This is a genomic window from Streptomyces sp. B21-105, from assembly GCF_036898465.1.
Lineage (GTDB): Bacteria > Actinomycetota > Actinomycetes > Streptomycetales > Streptomycetaceae > Streptomyces.
Map to the genome: position 1 here is coordinate 9,133,983 of NZ_JARUMJ010000001.1, position 18,447 is coordinate 9,152,429.

The 18,447-nt window shown below is 68.2% G+C and carries 16 protein-coding genes and 6 pseudogenes; 12 read left to right on the plus strand and 10 right to left on the minus strand.

Translation table 11 applies throughout. The annotated features are described in order from the left end of the window. Window positions 1-467: 467 nt before the first annotated feature. From QA802_RS40965 to QA802_RS40975, 3 genes and pseudogenes are all read left to right on the plus strand, one after another. Complete coding sequence (locus QA802_RS40965) at window positions 468-1,925, plus strand: IS4 family transposase (RefSeq protein WP_334522742.1); 1,458 nt, start codon at window positions 468-470, stop codon at window positions 1,923-1,925. Window positions 1,926-2,004: 79 nt separating this feature from the next. Continuing rightward, window positions 2,005-3,541, plus strand: a pseudogene (locus QA802_RS40970) (IS1380 family transposase). A gap of 66 nt (window positions 3,542-3,607) precedes the next feature. Further along, window positions 3,608-4,378, plus strand: coding sequence for a transposase (locus QA802_RS40975; protein WP_334534097.1), 771 nt, complete (start codon window positions 3,608-3,610; stop codon window positions 4,376-4,378). Window positions 4,379-4,416: 38 nt separating this feature from the next. On the opposite strand, the gene QA802_RS40980 is transcribed toward QA802_RS40975, so the two are convergent. Next, window positions 4,417-4,752, minus strand: a complete 336-nt coding sequence (locus QA802_RS40980) for a hypothetical protein (RefSeq protein ID WP_334534149.1) — start codon at window positions 4,750-4,752, stop codon at window positions 4,417-4,419. A 245-nt stretch (window positions 4,753-4,997) separates the two neighbouring features. Between QA802_RS40980 and QA802_RS40985 the strand changes: the two are divergent. Continuing rightward, a pseudogene (locus QA802_RS40985) lies at window positions 4,998-5,216 on the plus strand (IS701 family transposase); the annotation flags it as partial. Here QA802_RS40985 and QA802_RS40990 read toward each other — a convergent pair. After that, window positions 5,208-5,696: a transposase gene (locus QA802_RS40990; RefSeq protein WP_334534152.1), complete on the minus strand. Its 489-nt coding sequence runs from the start codon at window positions 5,694-5,696 to the stop codon at window positions 5,208-5,210. The pseudogene QA802_RS40985 and the gene QA802_RS40990 overlap by 9 nt on opposite strands. Before the next feature lie 3 nt (window positions 5,697-5,699). On the opposite strand from QA802_RS40990, the pseudogene QA802_RS40995 reads away from it, so the two are divergent. The 4 genes and pseudogenes from QA802_RS40995 (at window position 5,700) to QA802_RS41010 (ending at window position 8,598) form a co-directional block, all read left to right on the plus strand. Next, window positions 5,700-6,815: pseudogene (locus tag QA802_RS40995) on the plus strand (IS3 family transposase). After that, window positions 6,728-8,089, plus strand: coding sequence for an IS30 family transposase (locus tag QA802_RS41000; RefSeq protein WP_443042057.1), 1,362 nt, complete (start codon window positions 6,728-6,730; stop codon window positions 8,087-8,089). The pseudogene QA802_RS40995 and the gene QA802_RS41000 overlap by 88 nt, the downstream one beginning before the upstream one ends. Before the next feature lie 4 nt (window positions 8,090-8,093). Continuing rightward, a pseudogene (locus QA802_RS41005) lies at window positions 8,094-8,396 on the plus strand (transposase); the annotation flags it as partial. A 40-nt stretch (window positions 8,397-8,436) separates the two neighbouring features. Beyond that, a complete protein-coding gene (locus tag QA802_RS41010) occupies window positions 8,437-8,598 on the plus strand; it encodes a transposase (RefSeq protein ID WP_334534155.1) in 162 nt (53 codons plus the stop codon). A gap of 74 nt (window positions 8,599-8,672) precedes the next feature. On the opposite strand, the gene QA802_RS41015 is transcribed toward QA802_RS41010, so the two are convergent. Next, entirely contained in the window at window positions 8,673-9,269 is a 597-nt protein-coding gene (locus QA802_RS41015; RefSeq protein WP_334534158.1) for a CGNR zinc finger domain-containing protein, read from the minus strand. Window positions 9,270-9,307: 38 nt separating this feature from the next. Between QA802_RS41015 and QA802_RS41020 the strand changes: the two are divergent. Further along, window positions 9,308-10,509: pseudogene (locus tag QA802_RS41020) on the plus strand (MFS transporter). Here the strand turns inward: QA802_RS41020 and QA802_RS41025 are convergent. The 3 genes from QA802_RS41025 to QA802_RS41035 are packed head-to-tail and all read right to left on the minus strand — an operon-like array spanning window position 10,510 to window position 12,838. Continuing rightward, window positions 10,510-11,373 carry an IS5 family transposase gene (locus tag QA802_RS41025; RefSeq protein WP_328432895.1) on the minus strand — a complete coding sequence of 288 codons (864 nt, stop codon included), beginning with the start codon at window positions 11,371-11,373 and terminating at the stop codon, window positions 10,510-10,512. It abuts the pseudogene before it with no gap. Between the two features lie 37 nt (window positions 11,374-11,410). Beyond that, window positions 11,411-11,824, minus strand: coding sequence for a hypothetical protein (locus tag QA802_RS41030; protein ID WP_099053976.1), 414 nt, complete (start codon window positions 11,822-11,824; stop codon window positions 11,411-11,413). 3 nt (window positions 11,825-11,827) lie between these two features. Beyond that, window positions 11,828-12,838 (minus strand): DUF6192 family protein, encoded by a 1,011-nt coding sequence (locus QA802_RS41035; RefSeq protein ID WP_334534170.1) that lies wholly within the window; start codon window positions 12,836-12,838, stop codon window positions 11,828-11,830. 1,029 nt (window positions 12,839-13,867) lie between these two features. Between QA802_RS41035 and QA802_RS41870 the strand changes: the two genes are divergently transcribed. Then, complete coding sequence (locus QA802_RS41870; protein ID WP_443042326.1) at window positions 13,868-14,230, plus strand: transposase; 363 nt, start codon at window positions 13,868-13,870, stop codon at window positions 14,228-14,230. Between the two features lie 36 nt (window positions 14,231-14,266). On the opposite strand, the pseudogene QA802_RS41045 reads toward QA802_RS41870, so the two are convergent. Further along, window positions 14,267-14,739 (minus strand): annotated as a pseudogene (locus tag QA802_RS41045) (transposase); the annotation flags it as partial. On the opposite strand from QA802_RS41045, the gene QA802_RS41875 reads away from it, so the two are divergent. Next, window positions 14,653-14,874 carry a hypothetical protein gene (locus tag QA802_RS41875; RefSeq protein WP_443042327.1) on the plus strand — a complete coding sequence of 74 codons (222 nt, stop codon included), beginning with the start codon at window positions 14,653-14,655 and terminating at the stop codon, window positions 14,872-14,874. The pseudogene QA802_RS41045 and the gene QA802_RS41875 overlap by 87 nt on opposite strands. A 53-nt stretch (window positions 14,875-14,927) precedes the next feature. On the opposite strand, the gene tpg is transcribed toward QA802_RS41875, so the two are convergent. Both tpg and tap read right to left on the minus strand, forming a co-directional pair. Then, on the minus strand, window positions 14,928-15,485 hold the full coding sequence (tpg, locus tag QA802_RS41050; protein WP_334517131.1) for a telomere-protecting terminal protein Tpg: 558 nt from the start codon (window positions 15,483-15,485) through the stop codon (window positions 14,928-14,930). 91 nt (window positions 15,486-15,576) lie between these two features. Beyond that, complete coding sequence (tap, locus tag QA802_RS41055) at window positions 15,577-17,691, minus strand: telomere-associated protein Tap (protein ID WP_334534176.1); 2,115 nt, start codon at window positions 17,689-17,691, stop codon at window positions 15,577-15,579. A gap of 158 nt (window positions 17,692-17,849) precedes the next feature. Between tap and QA802_RS41060 the strand changes: the two genes are divergently transcribed. Further along, window positions 17,850-18,035, plus strand: a complete 186-nt coding sequence (locus tag QA802_RS41060) for a DUF8636 domain-containing protein (RefSeq protein WP_282089577.1) — start codon at window positions 17,850-17,852, stop codon at window positions 18,033-18,035. Between the two features lie 93 nt (window positions 18,036-18,128). Here QA802_RS41060 and QA802_RS41065 read toward each other — a convergent pair. Further along, the coding region (locus QA802_RS41065) for a helicase associated domain-containing protein (RefSeq protein WP_334534183.1) at window positions 18,129-18,447 on the minus strand (319 nt) is incomplete at its 5' end.

Consider the following 18,447-nt stretch of genomic DNA (forward strand, 5'->3'; position numbering starts at 1 on the left):
GGCCTTCAGGTCCTGGAGGGCAGAACACGTGTCGGCGTCCTGCGTGGACGCCTGCGCGAGGGGCTGCGCGTCGCGTCTCACCACCAAGCCTGGGTCGGACGTCCACGGAACGCCCCGGACTAGCCTCGCGCTTTCATGAAGCGGGCTGTCCGGCAGGCGGTCAGGAAAGCAGAAAGTGCCTCTGACCAGCAATGCCGGTGATTTAGTGCATCGGTGCAGGTGGGACGCTGTGCTGCTGGCGGTTTTGGGCGGGTAGACCCATGGGATGCATGAGGGGATTCGACCCGATCTGATGATGCGCCAGATGATCTCGGGACATGGCAACGGGGCTCCCGGTAGGACAGGAGATCGACCAAGATCCGACTGTCTGCAAGGGAGCCCCGTTGGGCGCTCAGTCTGCCATCGCTGCTGCCTCAATCGTCATGTCGACGCCCCGGCCAGTGTCCCCTCGAAGTCCCCGAAGACGGTTGGAGCCGCAGTTCGGCGACCGGATCCGACTCGGCGTACTCACTGAGGAGATCACCCCCGAAGTGGTCGACGAGGTACTGGAGTTGACCGGAAGGGCCGAGCGCCGCCGCAGGCTCCTGCCGGCCCGCGCGGTGGTCTACTTCGTCCTGGCTCTCTGCCTGTTCAGCAGCTCCGACAGCACCGGGCCGCCGGGATACCGGGTGGTCCTGCGGACCCTGACCGAGAAACTGCGGCACCTGCCGGGCGGCCTCGTCCAGCGCCTGCCCACCAGTTCGGCCCTCACCAGAGCCCGCCAGCGCCTGGGCGACAAGCCGTTCCAGGCGCTCTTCGAACGCCGGTGCGGCGCCCAGGCGACACCCGCGACCCCAGGAGCGTTCGCCTTCGGCCTGCGGCTGGTCGCCTGGGACGGCACCGCGCTGGACGTACCGGACACCGCCGGGAACGCTGCCGCGTTCGGATTCACCGGCCGCGACGGCACCAACAAGAGCGGAAACCCGCAGGTCAGACTGATGTCTCTGATCGAGTGCGGCACCCACGCCATCATCGACGCGGCCTTCGACTCGATCGCCAGATTCAGCGAGCACAAGCTCGCCCGACGCCTGCTTGCCTCCCTGCGGCCGGGCATGCTGCTGCTGGCCGACCGCAACTTCGCCGGCCACGAGTTGTGGGGCCTGGTCGAGGCGACCGGCTGCCACCTCGCATGGCGGATCAAGAAGAACCTCGTCCTGCCACCGCTGTGGGTGCTGCCCGACGGCTCGTACGTGTCCGTCATGCCCACCCCCGCCGAGGGCCAGCGCCTGGGCAACGCCCGCTTCCACGGCCGCACCCCGACAGGGCTGCCTCAAGGACACCTCGTGCGCATCATCGACTACACCGTCACCGTCCGGTCCCAGGACAGGCCGGCCCTAACCGAGAAGTTCCGCCTGGCGACCAGCCTGCTCGACCACCGGCAGGCGCCCGCACGGCAGTTGGCCCAGCTCTACCACCAGCGCTGGGAGATCGAGAACGGCTTCGCGGAACTCAAAAACCGGCTACGAGGCGCCGGCTTCATCCTGCGCTCCAAGACCCCCGAGCTCATCTGCCAGGAGGTCTACGCACTCCTCACCGTCTACCAGGCACTGTCCGCGCTCAAAGTCCACGCAGCCGAACAGGGCGAGGTCGATCCCGACCGGATCTCCTTCACCACGATGGTGCAGCTCGCCCGGCTCACAACCGCCGGACAGACCGCAGCGAACCCGCAGATCCTGTGCACCGCCCGACTCGAAGTCGTCCAGGAACTCCTCAACGACCTCCTTCCCCCACGCCGCGACCGCCGCTGCCAACGACTGAAGAAACCACCGAGGAACACCTTCGAAGCCAAACGCCGGGACGAGCCCCGCCCTCCCAGCCGCGTCAGCTACTCACTCAAAGTCACGGGGAACCCAGGACACCTATCCTCACCTGCGGAAACACCCTAAATCACCGGCATTGCTCTGACCAGCAAGAATGAGGATTGTCGAGGTCCTTGTTCCTGCCACCGCCGGAGGCACTTCCCAGGTGAAGCACTCTATCGGGTCCTATCCCCGCGTCCGTGTCCAGGACGACGGCCGCCAGGTCGTCTCCCAGGCCGGGTCGGTCCTGCTCGTCGAAACGGTCCGCAAGATCGGTCTTGACCAGGCCATATCCCAGGCTCTGGCTCCGTGGCGCAAACCGCGGGCCGTCCACGACCCCGGCAAGGCCCTCCTGGACGTCGCCCTGGCGGTCGCACTGGGCGGGGATTGCCTCGCGGACGTCGCGATGCTGCGGTGTGAGCCGCCGTCTTCGGGCCGGTCGCCTCCGACCCGACCGTCTCCCGTCTGATCGACATCCTCGCCGCCTCCGGCGAGAAAGCCCTGCGGGCCATCCGGTCCGCACGCTCCGAAGTACGCAACCGGGTCTGGTCGTTGGCCGGCGAGAACGCCCCGGACGCAGACGGCCAGGTCATCGTCGATCTCGACGGTGTCCTCGTGGTCGCGCACTCCGACAAGGAGGACGCGGCCGCGACCTGGAAGAAGACCTACGGCCATCACCCGCTGACCGCCTTCGTCGACCATGGACCGGGCGGCACCGGTGAGCCCGTCGCTGCCCTTCTGCGACCGGGAAATGCGGGCTCCAACACGGCAGCCGACCACATCACCACCGCGCGACTCGCCCTGGCTCAACTGCCGAAGCACTACCGGCGAGGGCGGCAGACCCTGATCCGCACCGACTCCGCGGGCGGCACCCACGACTTCGTGTCCTGGCTCGCGGGCGAGGCCGATGGTTGTCCTACTCGGTCGGCATGACGGTCACCGACGCGATCCACGAGCACGTGCTGAAGGTCCCCGCATCAGCCTGGACGCCGGCCGTCGAGACCGACGGTGAGGCCCGTGACGGGGCCTGGGTCGCCGAGCTCACCGGCAAGCTCCTTAACGGCTGGCCCAAGGGCATGCGACTGATCGTCCGAAAGGAACGGCCCCATCCCGGTGCTCAGTTGAGGATCACGGACGCGGACGGCATGCGAATCACGTGCTTCGCGACCAATACCCCTGACCGGCCGATCGCCGAGCTCGAGCTCCGTCACCGGCTACGGGCCCGGGCCGAGGACCGGATCCGGGCCGCCCGGGCCACCGGCCTGCGCAACCTGCCCCTGCACACAACAGCCCAGAACAAGGTCTGGCTCGAGGTCGTCCAGATCGCTCTCGACCTGCTGGCCTGGATGCCCATGCTCGCTCTCACCGGCAAGGCCCGACTCTGGGAACCCCGCCGCCTGCGATTCCGGCTGTTCTCCGCGGCCGCTCAGCTCGTCACCACCGGCCGCCGCAGGATTCTCCGCCTCACCCAGCACTGGCCCTGGACCGGCGAGATCACCACCGCTCTCGAACGGCTCACGCTCCTGCCCCCCCGGCTGACCAGCAACCTCAACCGTCCCGACGACAGCACCACCCGATCCCGGGCAGTGGAACCCGGCGCCCACCCGACGCGACAACCGGGCCGCCGGCCTGCCCCGTCAGCTCCGGAAAGCGAAAGGGCCCACCGACTCCGTCGGCGGACCCTCGCGAAAGATCGAGGCTAAGCGACGGCTCTGGCTGACGCTAAGACTTGTCCCGTAACTGCTGGTCACGGGTGAGATGATCTTGTTGTGTCTGGTGTGATCACGGCGTCGGAGCCTTCCTGGATAGCCCCGTTCACCGGGCTGAGCCCGCGTCAGTTCGGGAAGCTGATCACAGCGTTGCGGCGCGAGGGTGCGGACCCGGTACGCAAGGGCCGGCCGTGGAGCCTGCCGCTGGAGGACCGTGTACTGCTGGTCGCCGCCTACTGGCGGACCAACCTCACGCTGCGCCAACTGGCGCCGCTGTTCGGGGTGTCGAAGTCGGCCGCCGACCGCATCATCGGCCACCTCGGACCGGCGCTCGCCCTCCAGCAACGCAAGCGGTTCCGCAAGGATGCCGTGCTGATCGTGGACGGCACCCTGGTCCCCACACGCGATCACCAGGTCGCCGAGCAGTCGAAGAACTACCGCTACTCGACCAACCACCAGGTCATCATCGACGCCGACACCCGGCTCGTCGTCGCCGTCGGCCGCCCGTTGCCCGGCAACCGCAACGACTGCAAGGCGTGGGAACTGTCCGGCGCAAAGGACGCCGTCGGCAAGACAACGGTCATCGCGGACGGCGGCTACCGAGGCACCGGCCTGGTCATCCCGCACCGCCGCGAACCCGGCCAGGCCGAACTCCCTGACTGGAAAGAGGAACACAACACCTCCCACCGCAAAGTCCGCGCCCGCGTCGAGCACGCCTTCGCCCGCATGAAGACCTGGAAGATCCTCCGCGACTGCCGCCTCAAGGGCGATGGCGTCCACCACGCCATGCTCGGCATCGCCCGCCTGCACAACCTCACCCTCGCCGGGTGACGGAGAAACGGCAGGCCATCCAGCACGTCAAAGATCATTTACGGGACAGCGCTTAGGTGGTCAGAATGGGAGCCCCAGTACTCGTAGACGACGAGCTGGACGGGCGTTTCCTCCAGGAAGAAGTTTCCCTGTATGTGTTCACAGTTCCCGTTGTTGGAAGGGTCGGAGACGATCCAAACCACAGGGCCGGTACCGTCCTCGCCCCTTACTTCTGCCGTGATTCCTCGGCCGTCGCTCGTGTTATCGCAGACGGTGATCTTTTCCACGCCAGGGTCACCGTTGAGGTCGGCGTCGAAATAGACGGCTCCGCTCTGGTTGCTTGTGTAAATCCAACCGCTGTTTTGCGACGCTTGTGCCTGGGTGGTGAGTCCCATTGTCGATATCACCGCAATCCCAGCCACCATCGAGGCCTTTCGCAAGGCTCGCATATTTGTCTCCCGATCTGTTTCGCCCCAACGGAGGTGCCAACGAGTCATTTAGAGGCAGCTTTTCTGCTGTGTCATGAACAAGCAAGGCTTTATGAAGGCCGTGGACTCTCCGCTAACTCAATTGGGACGCTCAGCTAACACTGCAGCCGCAGTTGCTGTGACCAGCGGTCTGACTGCTCGTTGAGCCGGGCATGGCTGGGGACGTCACGGTTGATGAGGTGCACCGCTGGGAGACCCGTCTGGATGCTTTCCATGCTCGGGTCGGTGGGTACTTCCGCAGGTCGGAGCCGCGTCGGCGGGTGATGGAGTATCTGCGCGGGCTGCTTGCGCCCTTGGAGCGCAAGAACGGCTGGACGCTGGCTGAGCAGGCCGGCGAGCTGTGCCCGGACGGCATGCAGCGTCTACTGAAGGCTGGGACGCCAACAGGGTCTTTGAGAAGTGCCGAGGTGGGCTGTTTGCCTGCTGAGTGCCGGATGTGACGGCTTGTCGACCTCTGTCGGCGGCGACCAGGCGTCCAGGACGTCGCCGGTGAGTTCAGCGACCCAGGCGCCGTCGCGGATCTCGCCGCCCGCCTCGACGGCCGCCGTCCAGGCCGATGCCGGAACCTTCAGCACATGCTGGTGGACCTGCTCGGTGATCACCATGCCGACCGAGTAGGACAGCCACCGTCCCCGCTGAGCGAGCCAGGCGACGAAGTCGTGGGTGCCGCCCGCGGAGTCGGTGCGGATCAGGGTCCGGCGCCCGCGCCGGCATTTCTTCGGCAGCTGGGCCAGGGTCAGTTGGGCGGCGGTGATGTGGTCGGTGGCCGTGTTCGATCCCGCATTGCCGGGCCTTGACCCTTGATCCTGGACACACGAGACACTTGATCCTGAGGATCTGAGAACGGACATCTCGTGGTCATGAAGAACTATCCGTCGCAGTTCAAGGCGGACGCGGTCGCGCTGTACCAGTCGCGGCCCGAGGCGACGATCAGGCAGGTCGCCGCCGATCTGGGGATCAACCCCGAGACCCTGCGCAAACGGGGTCCGGGCAGCCGGTGCGAGCCGGCCCCGGGGGCGCCGGGCGGAGGTGCCGACCGAGCCGCCGACGCTGTTGGAGGCGGAGAACGCCGCTCTGCGGAAGAAGGTCCGTGAGCTGGAGGAAGAGCGCGAGATCCTGCGGAAGGCGGCGAAGTATTTCGCCGGGGAGACGCGCTGGTGAACCGCTTCCAGTTCGTCGCTGACCATCAGCGCCGTTACGGCGTGAAGCGGCTGTGCATCATCCTGGGCATCGCCCGCTCCAGCTTCTACTACTGGCGGGCGACGGCCGCGGACCGGGCCGCCCGGCAGGCGGCCGACGCCCGCCTCGCCGCCCGGATACGGGCCGTGCACCGCGAGTCGGACGGCGCCTACGGCGTCCCCAGAATCACGGCCGAGCTCCGCGAGGCGGGCGAGCGCGTCAACCACAAGCGGATCGCGCGGGTGATGCGGGGTGCCGGTCTGGCGGGCATGCGCTTGCGCCGCAGACACCGCAGCACTGTTGCGGACCCGGCCGCGGCGAAGGCCCCGGACCTCATCGGCCGCGACTTCACGGCAAGCGAGCCGAACACGAAGTACGTCGGTGACATCACCTATCTCCCTCTGGACGGCGGGAAGTTCCTGTATTTGGCCACCGTCATCGACCTCGCCTCACGCCGCCTGGCCGGCTGGGCGATCGCGGACCACATGCGCACCGACCTCGTCACCGACGCCCTGTCCGCCGCCGAACGGACCCGCGGCAGCCTCTCCGGGGCGGTCATGCACACCGACCACGGAGCCCAGGGCGGATTCAACTGGTCGTCGCAACACCTTGATCACGGAGGTATGCGATGGGACGAGACCGGAAGCAGAAGGTGCCAAAGGCGCCTGCGGGAGCGCGACGGCAGTGGGCGGCGGATCGGGCGATGCGACCGCCGATGCGTTCACCGGGTCGGCCGGAGCCGTCTCGTGCGGTGCAGCGCCACTTCTGGCGGCGGATCGCGTCGGGAGTGACGACGGCAGAGGCCGCGGTGGCTGTTGGCGTTTCATGGCCGGTCGCAACCCGGTGGTTCCGTCACGCTGGCGGGATGCCGCCGATCAGCCTGGACGAGCCCACCGGCCGCTATCTGTCGTTCGCCGAGCGTGAGGAGATCGCGCTGCTGCGCGCCCAGGAGTTCGGCGTGCGGGAGATCGCTCGCAGGATCGGCCGCGACGCGGGCACGATCTCACGCGAGCTGCGCCGCAACGCGGCGACCCGGGGCGGCAAACCGGTCTACCGGGCTCTGGTGGCGCAGTGGAAAGCGCAGCAGGCTGCGAAGCGCCCGAAGACCGCGAAGCTCGCAGGCGACGACAGGTTGCGAGAGTACGTGCAGGAGCGGCTCGCCGGCAGCGTCCGTCGCCCCGACGGCATGATCGTCACCGGGCCTGAGACGCCTGGGTGGAAGGGGCTGAACAAGCCGCATCGGCAGGACAGGCGTTGGGCGACGGCATGGAGCCCGGAGCAGATCTCGCACCGGCTCCGTGTCGACTTCCCCGATGATGAGTCCATGCGCATCAGCCACGAAGCGATCTACCAGGCGCTGTTCATCGAGGGCCGTGGCGCGCTCAAGCGGGAACTGGTCATGTGTCTGCGCACCGGCCGGGCGCTGCGGGTTCCCCGTGCACGGTCGCAGAACAAGCCGCAGGGGCATGTCACCGCGGACGTCATCCTCAGTGAACGCCCCGCCGAGGCCGGGGACCGCGCGGTCCCCGGACACTGGGAAGGCGATTTGATCATCGGGACGGGCCGCTCCGCGATCGGCACGCTTGTCGAGCGCAGCAGCCGCTCCACGCTCCTGGTGCACCTGCCCCGGCTTGAGGGCTGGGGCGAGAGGCCGCCCGTGAAGAACGGCCCCTCGCTCGGGGGCTATGGCGCGATCGCGATGAACGCGGCGCTCACCACGTCGATGGCACCGCTGCCCGAGCAGTTACGCAAGACCCTCACCTGGGACCGCGGGAAGGAACTCTCCGGTCATGCCCAGTTCGCTCTCGATACCGGGACAAAGGTGTTCTTCGCCGATCCGCACTCGCCCTGGCAACGACCGACAAACGAGAACACGAACGGGCTGCTGCGTCAGTACTTCCCGAAGGGCACTGATCTCTCCCGTTGGTCGTCCACGGACCTCGAAGCCGTCGCCATGGCGATCAACAACCGGCCCCGCAAGGTACTCGGTTGGCGGACACCGGCCGAGGTCTTCGAAGAGCAGCTACGCTCGCTGCAACAGCCCTGTGTTGCAACGACTGGTTGAACTCGCCCAGTACACCAGCCGGGCCTTCGCCGACGCCTGCCGCCAGGCCGGCGTCCGCCAGTCCATGAGCGCGATCGGCAGCTCGGCGGACAACGCGCTCGCCGAGTCCTTCAACGCGACGTTCAAACGCGAGACGCTTCAGGGCCGAAAGCACTGGTCCAGCGAACGCGAGGCCCGTCTCGACGCGTTCCGCTGGCTCAACCGCTACAACACCCGACGCCGTCATTCCCGCCTCGGACAACGCAGTCCCATCGCCTACGAGACAGCACTCGACACAACATCAACTACCCTGGCCCAAGCCGCATAGCCCGTGTCCAAGATTCCGGGTCAAGGCCCGTCACCCCGAGGTGAAGGTGATCTGCCGGGACCGTTCCAGCGGTTACGGCGAGGGAGCACGGGCCGGGGCACCGCAGGCCGAGCAGGTCGCTGACCGCTACCACCTGTGGGCCAACCTCGGCCAGGCGGTCGAGAAGACAGTCAACGCCTATCGCTCCCGCCTGGCTGAGTAGGTGTTTTTCAACCCGATGCCGCGTTGGCGAGCAGCTCGTCGAGTGATGCCTCGTGGGGCTCTGATCCGAGTCCCCTACTTGGTTTCGTTCGATTGTTCGATGGAGTGGGAGTGCCGGTGGGTTGCGACTCGTTCGCGGGTGGCGCATCGGCGGGAGCAGTAACGGCGCTCCGGGCCGCCGCCTTGGGCGATGAAGACGTTCTGGCAGCTAGTTGAGGCGCAGATCCTTCCCGGCGGGCGTTGGCGGTCCCAGACGAGGACGGTCAGGGCCATGCAGGAGGAGGCGAGGAGCCACTCGTCCCAGGCGGCGTTGTCGTCGTGGTCCAGGTGAGGATGCCAGGGGGTGTTGCCGCCGTGCGAGGTCAGGCGGAGCGGTCCGGTGTGGTCCAAGAGAAGGCGGTTGAGGGTGGCCGCGGCGCCGTCCGCGTGCTCGGCCGCGAAGACTTGCCGCAGTAGGTCAGCGGCTGCGCGCATCCCGGCAACATCCCGAGTCGTGAGTTCGATGGGGTCAGCCTCACCGTATGCACGAAGCACGCCGGCGACGGCGATTGGGTCAGGGTGCTCGTCAGCGAGGGCGTTGATCAGGGCGGCGGTGCGCCGAGCCGTGGTCAGCACGGAGTGCCGAGTGGACCAGTCGTCGCTGTTGAAGGACACCTGCGGAATGTAACGCATCTTGCTGAGTTTTGAGTTACCTCCGTAACGTCTTGTCGATGACAAAGCGTTACTCACTCCGCTTCTATCTCGCTGGAGCAGTGGCAGCTCGTGCGGGGGACGAGATGTCGGGACCGTCGCTGATGCTGGCAGCATTCGCCCTGGCCGGATCGGCCGTCGACGCGTCGTCGCTGCTCGCGGGCATCACGATCTCTGCTGCGGTGGGTGGGCCGGTGCTCGGAGCGCTCCTTGACAGAGCCGGACGGCCGGGACGCCTGCTGACCGGGGCCCTCGTCCTGTATGCGGCGGGGCTGGGGATGATTCTCGCGGGACTGGGCCGCTTGCCGTTCGGTGTCACCATCGTGATCGCTGTGGTGGCGGGGCTGCTGGGGCCGGCCCTGTCGGGCGGATGGACGGCCCAGCTGCCCCGTGTGGTGCTGGGCGACCGCCTGCCCCGGGCAAACGCGCTCGATGCCATGACGTTCAGCGTGGCGAGTCTGGCCGGTCCGGCTCTCGCAGGGGGCGTTGCGGAGACGCTGGGGGCCTCGACGGCCGTGGTGGTCTCCGCGGTGCTCATCGGCTTGGCGCTGCCCGCTGCCTGGATGCTGCCCGCCCGTTCCGGCCGGACGCAGGGTGCTCAGGCAAGCTCAGTGGTCAGTGATCTCGCTGCTGGTCTGCGAGTCGTCGTCGGGAGACCGTCATTGGCCCGAGCGACCCTCACCTCGGTCCTCTCGTGCTTTGCTCAGGGCATGCTGGCGGCCTGTATTCCGCTCCTGGGCGAGCGCGTCCTGGGCGGAGCCGGCCGCGGCGCGGTGCTGCTCTCCTGCACGGCGATCTCCGCGATGATGGCCAACGCCGTACTCGCGCGGTTTCCACGTGTGGTCGCCCCCGACACGGTTATCTGGGTCAGTGCCCTTGTCCAGGCTGCCGCGTTGTCCTTGGCCATATGGGGTCAACCAGCCGTGCTCATCGTGGCCGTACTCATCGCCGGGATCGGTGAGGGACCTCAATTGGCTGCCTTGTTCGCAGTCCGCCACCGGGAGGCCCCTGAACGACTGCGCGGGCAGATATTCACCACCGGCGCCAGCTTGAAGATCACCGGATTCGCCCTGGGGCGGCGGTTGCCGGACCGGTCGCGACCCGGTCCCTTCCAGGCACCTTGGCGCTCGCAGCGAGCGTGGCAGTCCTCGCCGCACTGGGATTCTTCGCTGTCCCGTCGGCATCTGCCACCCCGTCCGAGGACCGTGCGACATCGGATTGATCAGGCGCGGGCTGCCGGAGGCTTCTTGGTCCACTGGCTGGTGCGGGGGCTCTTTCGGGTGAGGCGCCGGGTCATCATGGTGATGAGTGCCCAGTTCAGGTGGGCTTCGGAGTGCTGGGGAAGGCGTTCGTAGTCGCGCGCGTTGCGGCGGGCGTTCATGCACCAGCCGATCGTGCGCTCGACTTTCCAGCGGCGGGGCAGGACGACGAAGCCCTTGGCCCCTTTGGGCCGGGAGACGATGCGGAGGCTGAGCCAGAGGCGTTCGCGGGCCCAGCCCACAAGTTCACCGGCGTAGCCGCGGTCGGCCCAGACCTGGGTGATCTGCGGCTGAGTGAGGCGCAAGCGCCAGAACACGTCGCGGGCGGCGTCGCGGTCCTGGATATCGGCGGGCGTCACCGTGATCATCACGGGCAGGCCGAGGGTGTCCACGGTGATATGTCGCTTGCGGCCGTTGATCTTCTTCGCGGCGTCGTAGCCACGGCTGTTCCTGCCAACGGTGGAGGCGCCCTTGACCGACTGGGAGTCGACGATCAGCGTGACCGGGTGCGGGCAGCGGCCCTTGCCGGTACGAATTCGGCGGCGGAGCTGGTCACGGATGTAAGTGACGACCCCGGCCCGGTTCCACCGCCAGAAAAACCCGTAAACCGTCTCCCACGGAGGGAAATCCGCAGGCAGGGCCCGCCACTTCGCGCCGTTGTCGACGATGTAGCGGATGCCGTCGACGATCTCCCGCCGGGGCCACTTCTCCGGATGCCCGCCGGTCTTGGTCTGGCAGGCCGGGACGGGCAGCAGGGGTTCCAGCAGTGCCCATTCGGCGACGGAGGTGTCGGACGGGTAGCGGCGGCGACGGGGGACAGCGGGCATGGAGGGCTCAGCAGGGGTGATCGGCGGTGGGCAGAGGCTATTTGGAGAGCTGGGCAAGAGTGGCGCGGACGCCGGTGAGTTGGGCGGTGGCGAGCTGGGCCCATTCGTCGTCGGGGTAGCGGGCCAGGTGCGGATCGAGCGTGCCCGTGATCACCCGGGTGAGGCGGCCGAGGATCTGCCGGAATTGCCGCTTGTCGTACTCGATCCAGTCCGCGGGGTCGTCGGAGAACATGAACCCGTCGCGGCGTGTCCATGTGATCGGCGTCAGGTTCTCCGCGGCGACGACGTCGCGGACGTGCCGGATGCCGCGGCCGATCTGCGAGCGGGTCAGGCGGGTGGCGGCCATGAGCTGGTAGGTGTGCAGGCCGGCGGGGCGTGCTTCCATCAGGGCGACGCGGACCAGGTCGCCGTAGTGCTCGGCCAGCGGCCGGGCCTCCCGGCGTCGCGGCATGGCCTACTCGCCCTTGAGCAGCTGGACCAGCTGCTCATCAAGGGTGAACTCGCCGTTGTCGAGGGCTCCTTCGAGCCAGTCCGCCGCGGCGCGGACCCGGCCGATCTGCCGGCGGACGGTCTCACGTTCGTCCTCGGTGAACTCCTGCCCCCGCAGCTGCGGGACCAGGCGGCCCAGGGTGGCTACGAAGTTGTGGCAGGAGCCGACCAGGTCGAGGTACTCGATGGTGTGCTCGATCGCGCGGACGGCCGGGGTGCGCTCCCGGATCCTGTCACGTGTCTCGTTGGAGTTGTCGAACTGGGCGCGGTTGACGAGCATCCGGGTGGTGTCGTCCCGCATCGTCTTCCGGGCGACATCCGGGCGGCGCAGCAGACTGCTGGTGACCTCCTGCGCGACGGTGTCGTCCCGGGTCAGCTCCGTGACGACCCGCACCCGTTCGGCCGGAGTGACGTGCTCGGTGACCGCCGGCCGCTTCAGCAGGTCGGTGGCGACCTGGGCGGCGACCTCGTCATCACGGGTCAGGTCGGCCACGGCCTGGACCTTCTCATCCACCGTGACCGGCCGGTCGACCCGCTGGCCGACGGCCCGCTTCGCGCCGTCCGGCGTCCACTGCCTCGCCCCCGTGCGCGGGTTGAACGGCGCGTCCTCGATCGCCGCCCACCGCTCGTCCTCGTCCACGACCGACGCGAGGATGCGATGAACAGTGAACGACACGCCCTCCCTGCGGCGCTTGGCCGGCCACCGGTTGGCGGTGTAGCGCCAGTCCTCCACCGTCCGGCGCTCCACCCCGATGTCGTCCGCGAACATCTGCAACGACTCCGTCACGGTGAACAGGTCGTCCGTGCCGTTCGGCATCGACCCGCCCACCGCCCTTATTGGCTCAATCTCCAACGCCATGTCACCGAGGGCAAATTGCGAGCGGGCGATCTGCGCGATCAGTTCCTTCGCCCGGGTGACGAGCTGTTCGTAACGCTGCCGGGTGACGTTCCCGATTCGGTCGGTCACGTCGGTCATGATGACCACCGTCCTCGCCCGGGTCCGGCCCAGCCGCCACGACGGGACCGATCAAAGGGGCGCCGGCCCCGGTCACTGTCCACCGTGACGCGCGCGCGACACGCCGGGGCAGGGCGTGAACCAGGGGCGCTCGAAGCGCTCGGCAGTCGCTCCCAACTACCTTGCAAATCCTGGGGTGTTGGAGGTGTTGGCGAGGCGTTCGGCTATGGCGTTTCCGTTACGCCGTTCCGTGACGCCCGCCGCTGGCGGCAGGCCCGTACCCGGCAACGGTCCGAGCAGTACACCGCCGCCTTTGACCGCTCCACTCCTACCGTCCACGACCGCCCGCAGACCGGGCACTCCGCCTGCTCTCCCCGCTGCATCGCCATGACCCGCTGGCGAGTCTGCTGAAGCCTCCGCCACCGTCGTGACCTGCACCGCCCCGAGCAGAACACCGCCTCCGCCGCCATCGTCTGCGGAAGCGGATCACCGCACTCCCGGCAATACCGCCGAGCCGTCCCGCCAACCCCCACGACTCAGATCATCCAGGCGTAGCCACCTCACGGCCAGGGATCAAAAACACCTACTGAACCGCCTCCCGGCCGGGAAGGCAACCCCGACCACCTGGAGGCAAAGCCCGAGGTGGTCCAGCCACCAAAAGAGCTGAAGATCGTGACCCGGCTGCGTGAGCAGCATGCTGCCGCCCACGAACTGTGGGAACAGGGGATGTCGAAGGCGGCGATCGGCCGGAAACTCGAGCTGCACCAGGCCACTGTCCGCAAGCTGGTGGGTGCCCGCTCCGCGGACGATGTCGTTGCCAAGAGCCTGCAGCGGGCGCACATCGTGGACCCGTACGTCGGCTACCTGCACCGGCGTTGGAACGAAGGCGTCAGAAACGCCGCACAGCTCTACCGCGAGATACAACAACTTGGCTACCCGGGTGGGGAGTTGGCCGTCCAACGACACCTGCGGCGCTACCGCACCGGGCGCGGACACGCACCTGCCGTGGGCCCCAAGCCCCCGTCGGTCCGCGAGGTCACTTCCTGGATCATGACCCACCCCGAACACCTGCGGGGCAGGGATGCCGACGAGCTGCACCGCCTGCGTGAGCGCGATCCCGAGCTGGACCGGCTCACCGGTCACGTCAGAAAGTTCGCCGCGATGATGACCGGACGCCACGGCGACCGCCTCGAGGACTGGATCGCCACTGTCGAACAGGACAACCTGGCTCCACTCGCAGGCTTCGCCCACAACCTCCGCCGCGACTTCGACGCTGTCCGCAACGGGCTGTCCCTGCCCCACAGCTCCGGCGCTGTCGAGGGCAACATCAACCGGCTGAAGATGCTGAAGCGCCAGATGTTCGGCCGGGCCAGCCTCGATCTCCTTCGCAAACGCGTCCTGCTCACACGATGAGCAGCACGGTCCGGATCACAAGATCGTCGACAGAACCCTGATCTTGACGTTGATGGCGTCGACGAAGAGGACCGGGTAGACGCTGTCCAGCGGGCGGTTGGACCATTCCGCCATGCCGTCCATCACCTTGTCGGTGATCGTGGAGATGGTGGCCTTGGACACGCTCGCCCCGTAGACCTCAGCCAGGTGCGCGGAGATCTCTCCGTGGGTGAGCCCCTTCGCGGACAACGACAGCACCACCTCGTCCACGCCGGACAGCCTGCGCTGGCGCTTTTTGACGATGGCCGGCTCGAACGTGCCCGCCACGTCCCGGGTACATTGACCTTTACCGGGCCGACATCGGTCAGCACGGTCTTCGCCCTGGTGCCATTGCGGGAGTTGCCGCTGCCCCGGCCCTCGGCGTCGTGCTTCTCGTATCCGAGGTGATCCGTAATCTCGCCCTCCAGGGCGGACTCCAGCACCCGCTTGGTCAACTGCTGCAGCAGCCCGCCCTCCCCGGTCAGCTGCAGACCCTCGCTGCGGGCCCGGTCCACCAGCATCGCGACCAACTGCTCGTCACTCGCCAGCACCGGCGCAGCCACCGGCTCGACATCCGCGCGCGCTATCTGCTCGATGGTGGTGTCGCTCATCAGGCGTCTCCTTGATCATCGGATCCGCCGATCATTGAACACTCCCGGCTCCCGGCCGGGTCTGGAGGTTAGTAGTCGAGGTCGAGGTAGTCGATGTCGTTGAGGGTGACGTCGGAGAGGCCCATGGCGCGGGCTCCGCCGTCTTGGAAGTAGATGTCTTTGAATCCTTCGGCGATGATCTGGCGCATCTGCTGGTCGCTGGCTCCGGCGTCGCGGGCGTTGAACAAGCGCTGTGCGTAGGTCGGGGGGAGGTGGACGGTAAGCCGTCGGAATCTTCCGTCGTCGGTGGTGCCGATGGGTGCGGTGTATCCGAAGCGGGCCCTTGTCTCTACGGTGATGCCCGTGGTGGTGGCGGCCTGTTTCTGTCGGCGTTTGCGGACCTGGGGCTGCCAGCGGGTCCGTACGGCGGCGTCGATGCGGTCCGTGATCGCCTGTGGCGGGTGTTTGCGTTCGCCCTTGCGGTAGCGCTCGACCGACCGCTGGCTGACCCCGATCTCCTCGGCGACAGCGCGGGTCGTCTTGAGCTGCTTGATCAGGTAGCCGATCTGCCCTTTGAGGGTCTTGGGGGGCTGGCGGGTGAACGCTTCCCTGTCGGCCCGCTCGATGGCGTCCTCGATTTCTGCCACGGCTCAGCCTTTCTCGACGGTGGGGTCCTGGCCGCCGGTGTCGGCCGACGGGGTCCGCGTCGTGTGCGTCCATCCGGTGTCGGGCACTGGCCTACTCTCCTTCGTCGAGGACGGCGTCGCCGCCTTTGATGTGGCGGGCGGGGTTGTGGCCCTGTTCCATGAGGTCGACCGCCCAGAGCATCGACTGGACGCCCTCCAGCTTCGCTAGGCCGGGGGTGGGTCCGAGGCGGAAGCCGCCGGGCTGGGGCTTGCCGGAGGCGGCGTAGGGCAGGAAGTCCAGCGGGCTGTCCCCGGGGCTGGGGTAGACGACGCAGTCGGAGAGCACGGCGAGCGGGTACAGGCCCGTCATCGTGGCCATGTTGCGCATCTTGCGGTGCATGTTGACGCGGGCCTTGGAGATGACGGCGGCGCGGATGTCGGGCCGCCAGGTGGGGCGTTGGAGGGCCGGCCACCGTTCGCCCTCCTTGTATTTCCTGCCCTGGGGGCGTTCGCGGAGCTTGCCGATGCCGCCCTTGACGGTGGCCTTGATAGCCGCCAGGACAGCCGCCATGGCCGGGTCGGCGTCTTTGTGCCGCTCCATCGCCGCCAGGAACTGAACGTCCGTGAGTTCCTTGGTGACGCCGAGGTCGGTGAGGGTGTCGATGTACGCCTCCTTGAGGCGGTCGTGCCACGGGTCCAGGTAGGCGCCGGTCTCGCGGCGCAGGTACGCCTCGAGCGGGGCGACGTTGTGGCCGAGTTCCTGGGCGTAGGCGACGGTGTGCGTCTGATACCAGGCAGGTCCCGTCGGCCGCTCCCCGGTCGGTGTGAACGGTGAGGGCAGGCGCGGGTCCACCTCGACGTGGGACAGGTCGACCAGCCAGCTCCCGGGGATCTTCGGGTTGAACGTTGGGGCGTGGAAGTGGTCGGGGCCGGACAGGCCGACGACCAGGCGGGCCGCGGCGGCGAGGAAGGCGGTGTTCAGGTCCAGGCCGACCGCGTACGGAAGTGTGCACTCTTCATCGCTGAGCAGGTCCACCGGCCGCACCCACTGGTACGCCTCCTCGTTCAAGAACCCGCCGCTCCAGCCGCTGTCCACGACGACCGGGTGTTCGGGGGTGGCCTCCGGCGGCGCGGGGGCCATCGGCTCGGTGCCAAGGCTGCCGGGGTTGTGGCCGGGCACCCAGTTCCCGCTCGCCTCGTCGCGCACCGCGCGGGTGGGCGGGCGCAGCGCCGTCATCAGCTCAAGGCCCGATACGGCTGTGGAGCCGCGCGGGGTGATGACCCGGGTCGCGTACACGCCGAGGACGCGGGCGACGTCGGCCGGCTCCATCTCCGCCACCCCGGGCCAGGACCGCTCGTCGAGGGCGTCCCAGGACAGGATCGCGAGCTGCACGCACTGCCGGTCGCGTCCCTGTGCCTTGCGGTAGATCCTTGCCCACGGCCCGAACCCGCGCTGAGTGAGCCGCCACTTCGCCTTCGCCACCTGTTTGACCACCGGGTGGTCCTCGGGCAGGCGCAGGGAGCGGCGCTGTTCGTGGCCTTCCAGGCGCTCGGGCAGTCCGAGTTTCACGGCGGCTGCGGCGGTGAGGACGATCAGCGGGTCGGAGTCCTTGCCGTAGCGGTTGAGCTTCGGCGCGCCGAGGCCGGACTCGCGCAGCGTCCACTCCACCAACTCCGGAACGGTGGTCGCCGGGCAGTCCAGCACGATCCCGCCCGTGCCGTACGCGCAGCCGTCACCGTCCAGGACCGCGAGCGGGCCGTGCGGGAAGCGCGGGTCGGCTGCCGGCTGCGCCGCCCTCTTCGTGGCCGGACGCCGCGACGGCGCAGCAGGCCGGACGGCAGGGCGTGCCAGCGCCGCAGCCGGAACGGCGGAAGCCTGAGGGGCCGCGGCATCTGCCGTCTCCGCCCTGGACGCACCCGGTTCGGCAGACGCCGCAGGCACGGTCGCGGCAACCGGAACTGTCGGAGCTGTGCCGGGGGCGGGGTACTTCGCCGCCCACCCGTTCAGCAGCCGCTGGTAGGCGTCCAGGCGCGGCGACTTCGGCTCGCTGCGGCCGTTCTCCCAGTTCTTCACCGACTGGGTCGTGGTCTTCAACGCGGCCGCCAGGCGGGCCTGCGTGATGCCGGCGGCCTCACGCAGCCGGGCACGCTCCGCCGGTGGCGGCAGGTGCGGCTCCTCGTTCAGCAGAGCGTCAACGGACGCGAACAGCTCTTCCTCGGATGGCATGACCCTGCACCCTTGCTCCAGGCAGTCCTTAACCACAAACTTATCCCACTCCTTAACCTTTCTGCGCCCATTCCAGCGCGGCGGGTGCGGTGAGTTTGCCGGCGGTGGGCTTCGCGCAGCGTGCTTATGGCCGTCGGGGGAGGGGAAGTGTGATCGCCATGACGAGCGTGATGCAGCACTACGGTCTGCTGTGGACCGACCCTGACGGTGCCCCGCAGGCGTCGGCCGGCAGGTACGACAAACGGTCGGCGAAGCGTCGCCGCACCGAACTCAAAGCTGTGGGCTGCACACGTGTCGAGATCGTGCCGGTCAGGCCGGGTGACGTTCCCGAGCCGGTTTCCTGAGCGAAGCGGGGACGTAGACAGAACTCTGCGATCAGAAGTCCCGTCCAGCAGCCCCCCGCCACGCAGCGCGTCGACCAGCCACTGAGCCATCCCTCAGTCGAACAGACCGAGGTCCGCGAGCAGCTGGCGCCGCGTATCGGGCAGCGAGTCTCGCCTGCTGCGCATGTTGCTGCGCCATACCCCGAGTCGGACCTCGGTTCCGTCTTCCAGCCGCTCTGTGTGCCCGCGTGGGACGGTCACGGTGCCGGTGCGGGCTCTGTACTGCGCGAGGGCCGCGACGCCCCGCTCGAACGTCGTAGAAGCCCTTGCGGGCTCCTCCGGCTCCGGGGCGAGCGGTGTGATGCCAAGCTGCTCCAGGCGCTCGCGCTGTCCGTCGGTCAGGGCCTGCCAGACCTTCGGCGTCCGCTGCCGG

Bases quoted from the DNA above. Each gene is read 5' to 3' on its own strand.
- QA802_RS41025 (WP_328432895.1), bottom strand. From the start codon at position 11,373: ATGCCCGCTGTCCCCCGTCGCCGCCGCTACCCGTCCGACACCTCCGTC.
- QA802_RS40980 (WP_334534149.1), bottom strand. From the start codon at position 4,752: ATGGGACTCACCACCCAGGCACAAGCGTCGCAAAACAGCGGTTGGATT.
- QA802_RS41000 (WP_443042057.1), top strand. From the start codon at position 6,728: ATGCGACCGCCGATGCGTTCACCGGGTCGGCCGGAGCCGTCTCGTGCG.
- QA802_RS41035 (WP_334534170.1), bottom strand. From the start codon at position 12,838: ATGACCGACGTGACCGACCGAATCGGGAACGTCACCCGGCAGCGTTAC.
- tap (WP_334534176.1), bottom strand. From the start codon at position 17,691: ATGCCATCCGAGGAAGAGCTGTTCGCGTCCGTTGACGCTCTGCTGAAC.
- QA802_RS41060 (WP_282089577.1), top strand. From the start codon at position 17,850: ATGACGAGCGTGATGCAGCACTACGGTCTGCTGTGGACCGACCCTGAC.
- QA802_RS41870 (WP_443042326.1), top strand. From the start codon at position 13,868: ATGACCCACCCCGAACACCTGCGGGGCAGGGATGCCGACGAGCTGCAC.
- QA802_RS41030 (WP_099053976.1), bottom strand. From the start codon at position 11,824: ATGCCGCGACGCCGGGAGGCCCGGCCGCTGGCCGAGCACTACGGCGAC.
- QA802_RS41015 (WP_334534158.1), bottom strand. From the start codon at position 9,269: ATGCGTTACATTCCGCAGGTGTCCTTCAACAGCGACGACTGGTCCACT.
- QA802_RS40990 (WP_334534152.1), bottom strand. From the start codon at position 5,696: ATGTCCGTTCTCAGATCCTCAGGATCAAGTGTCTCGTGTGTCCAGGAT.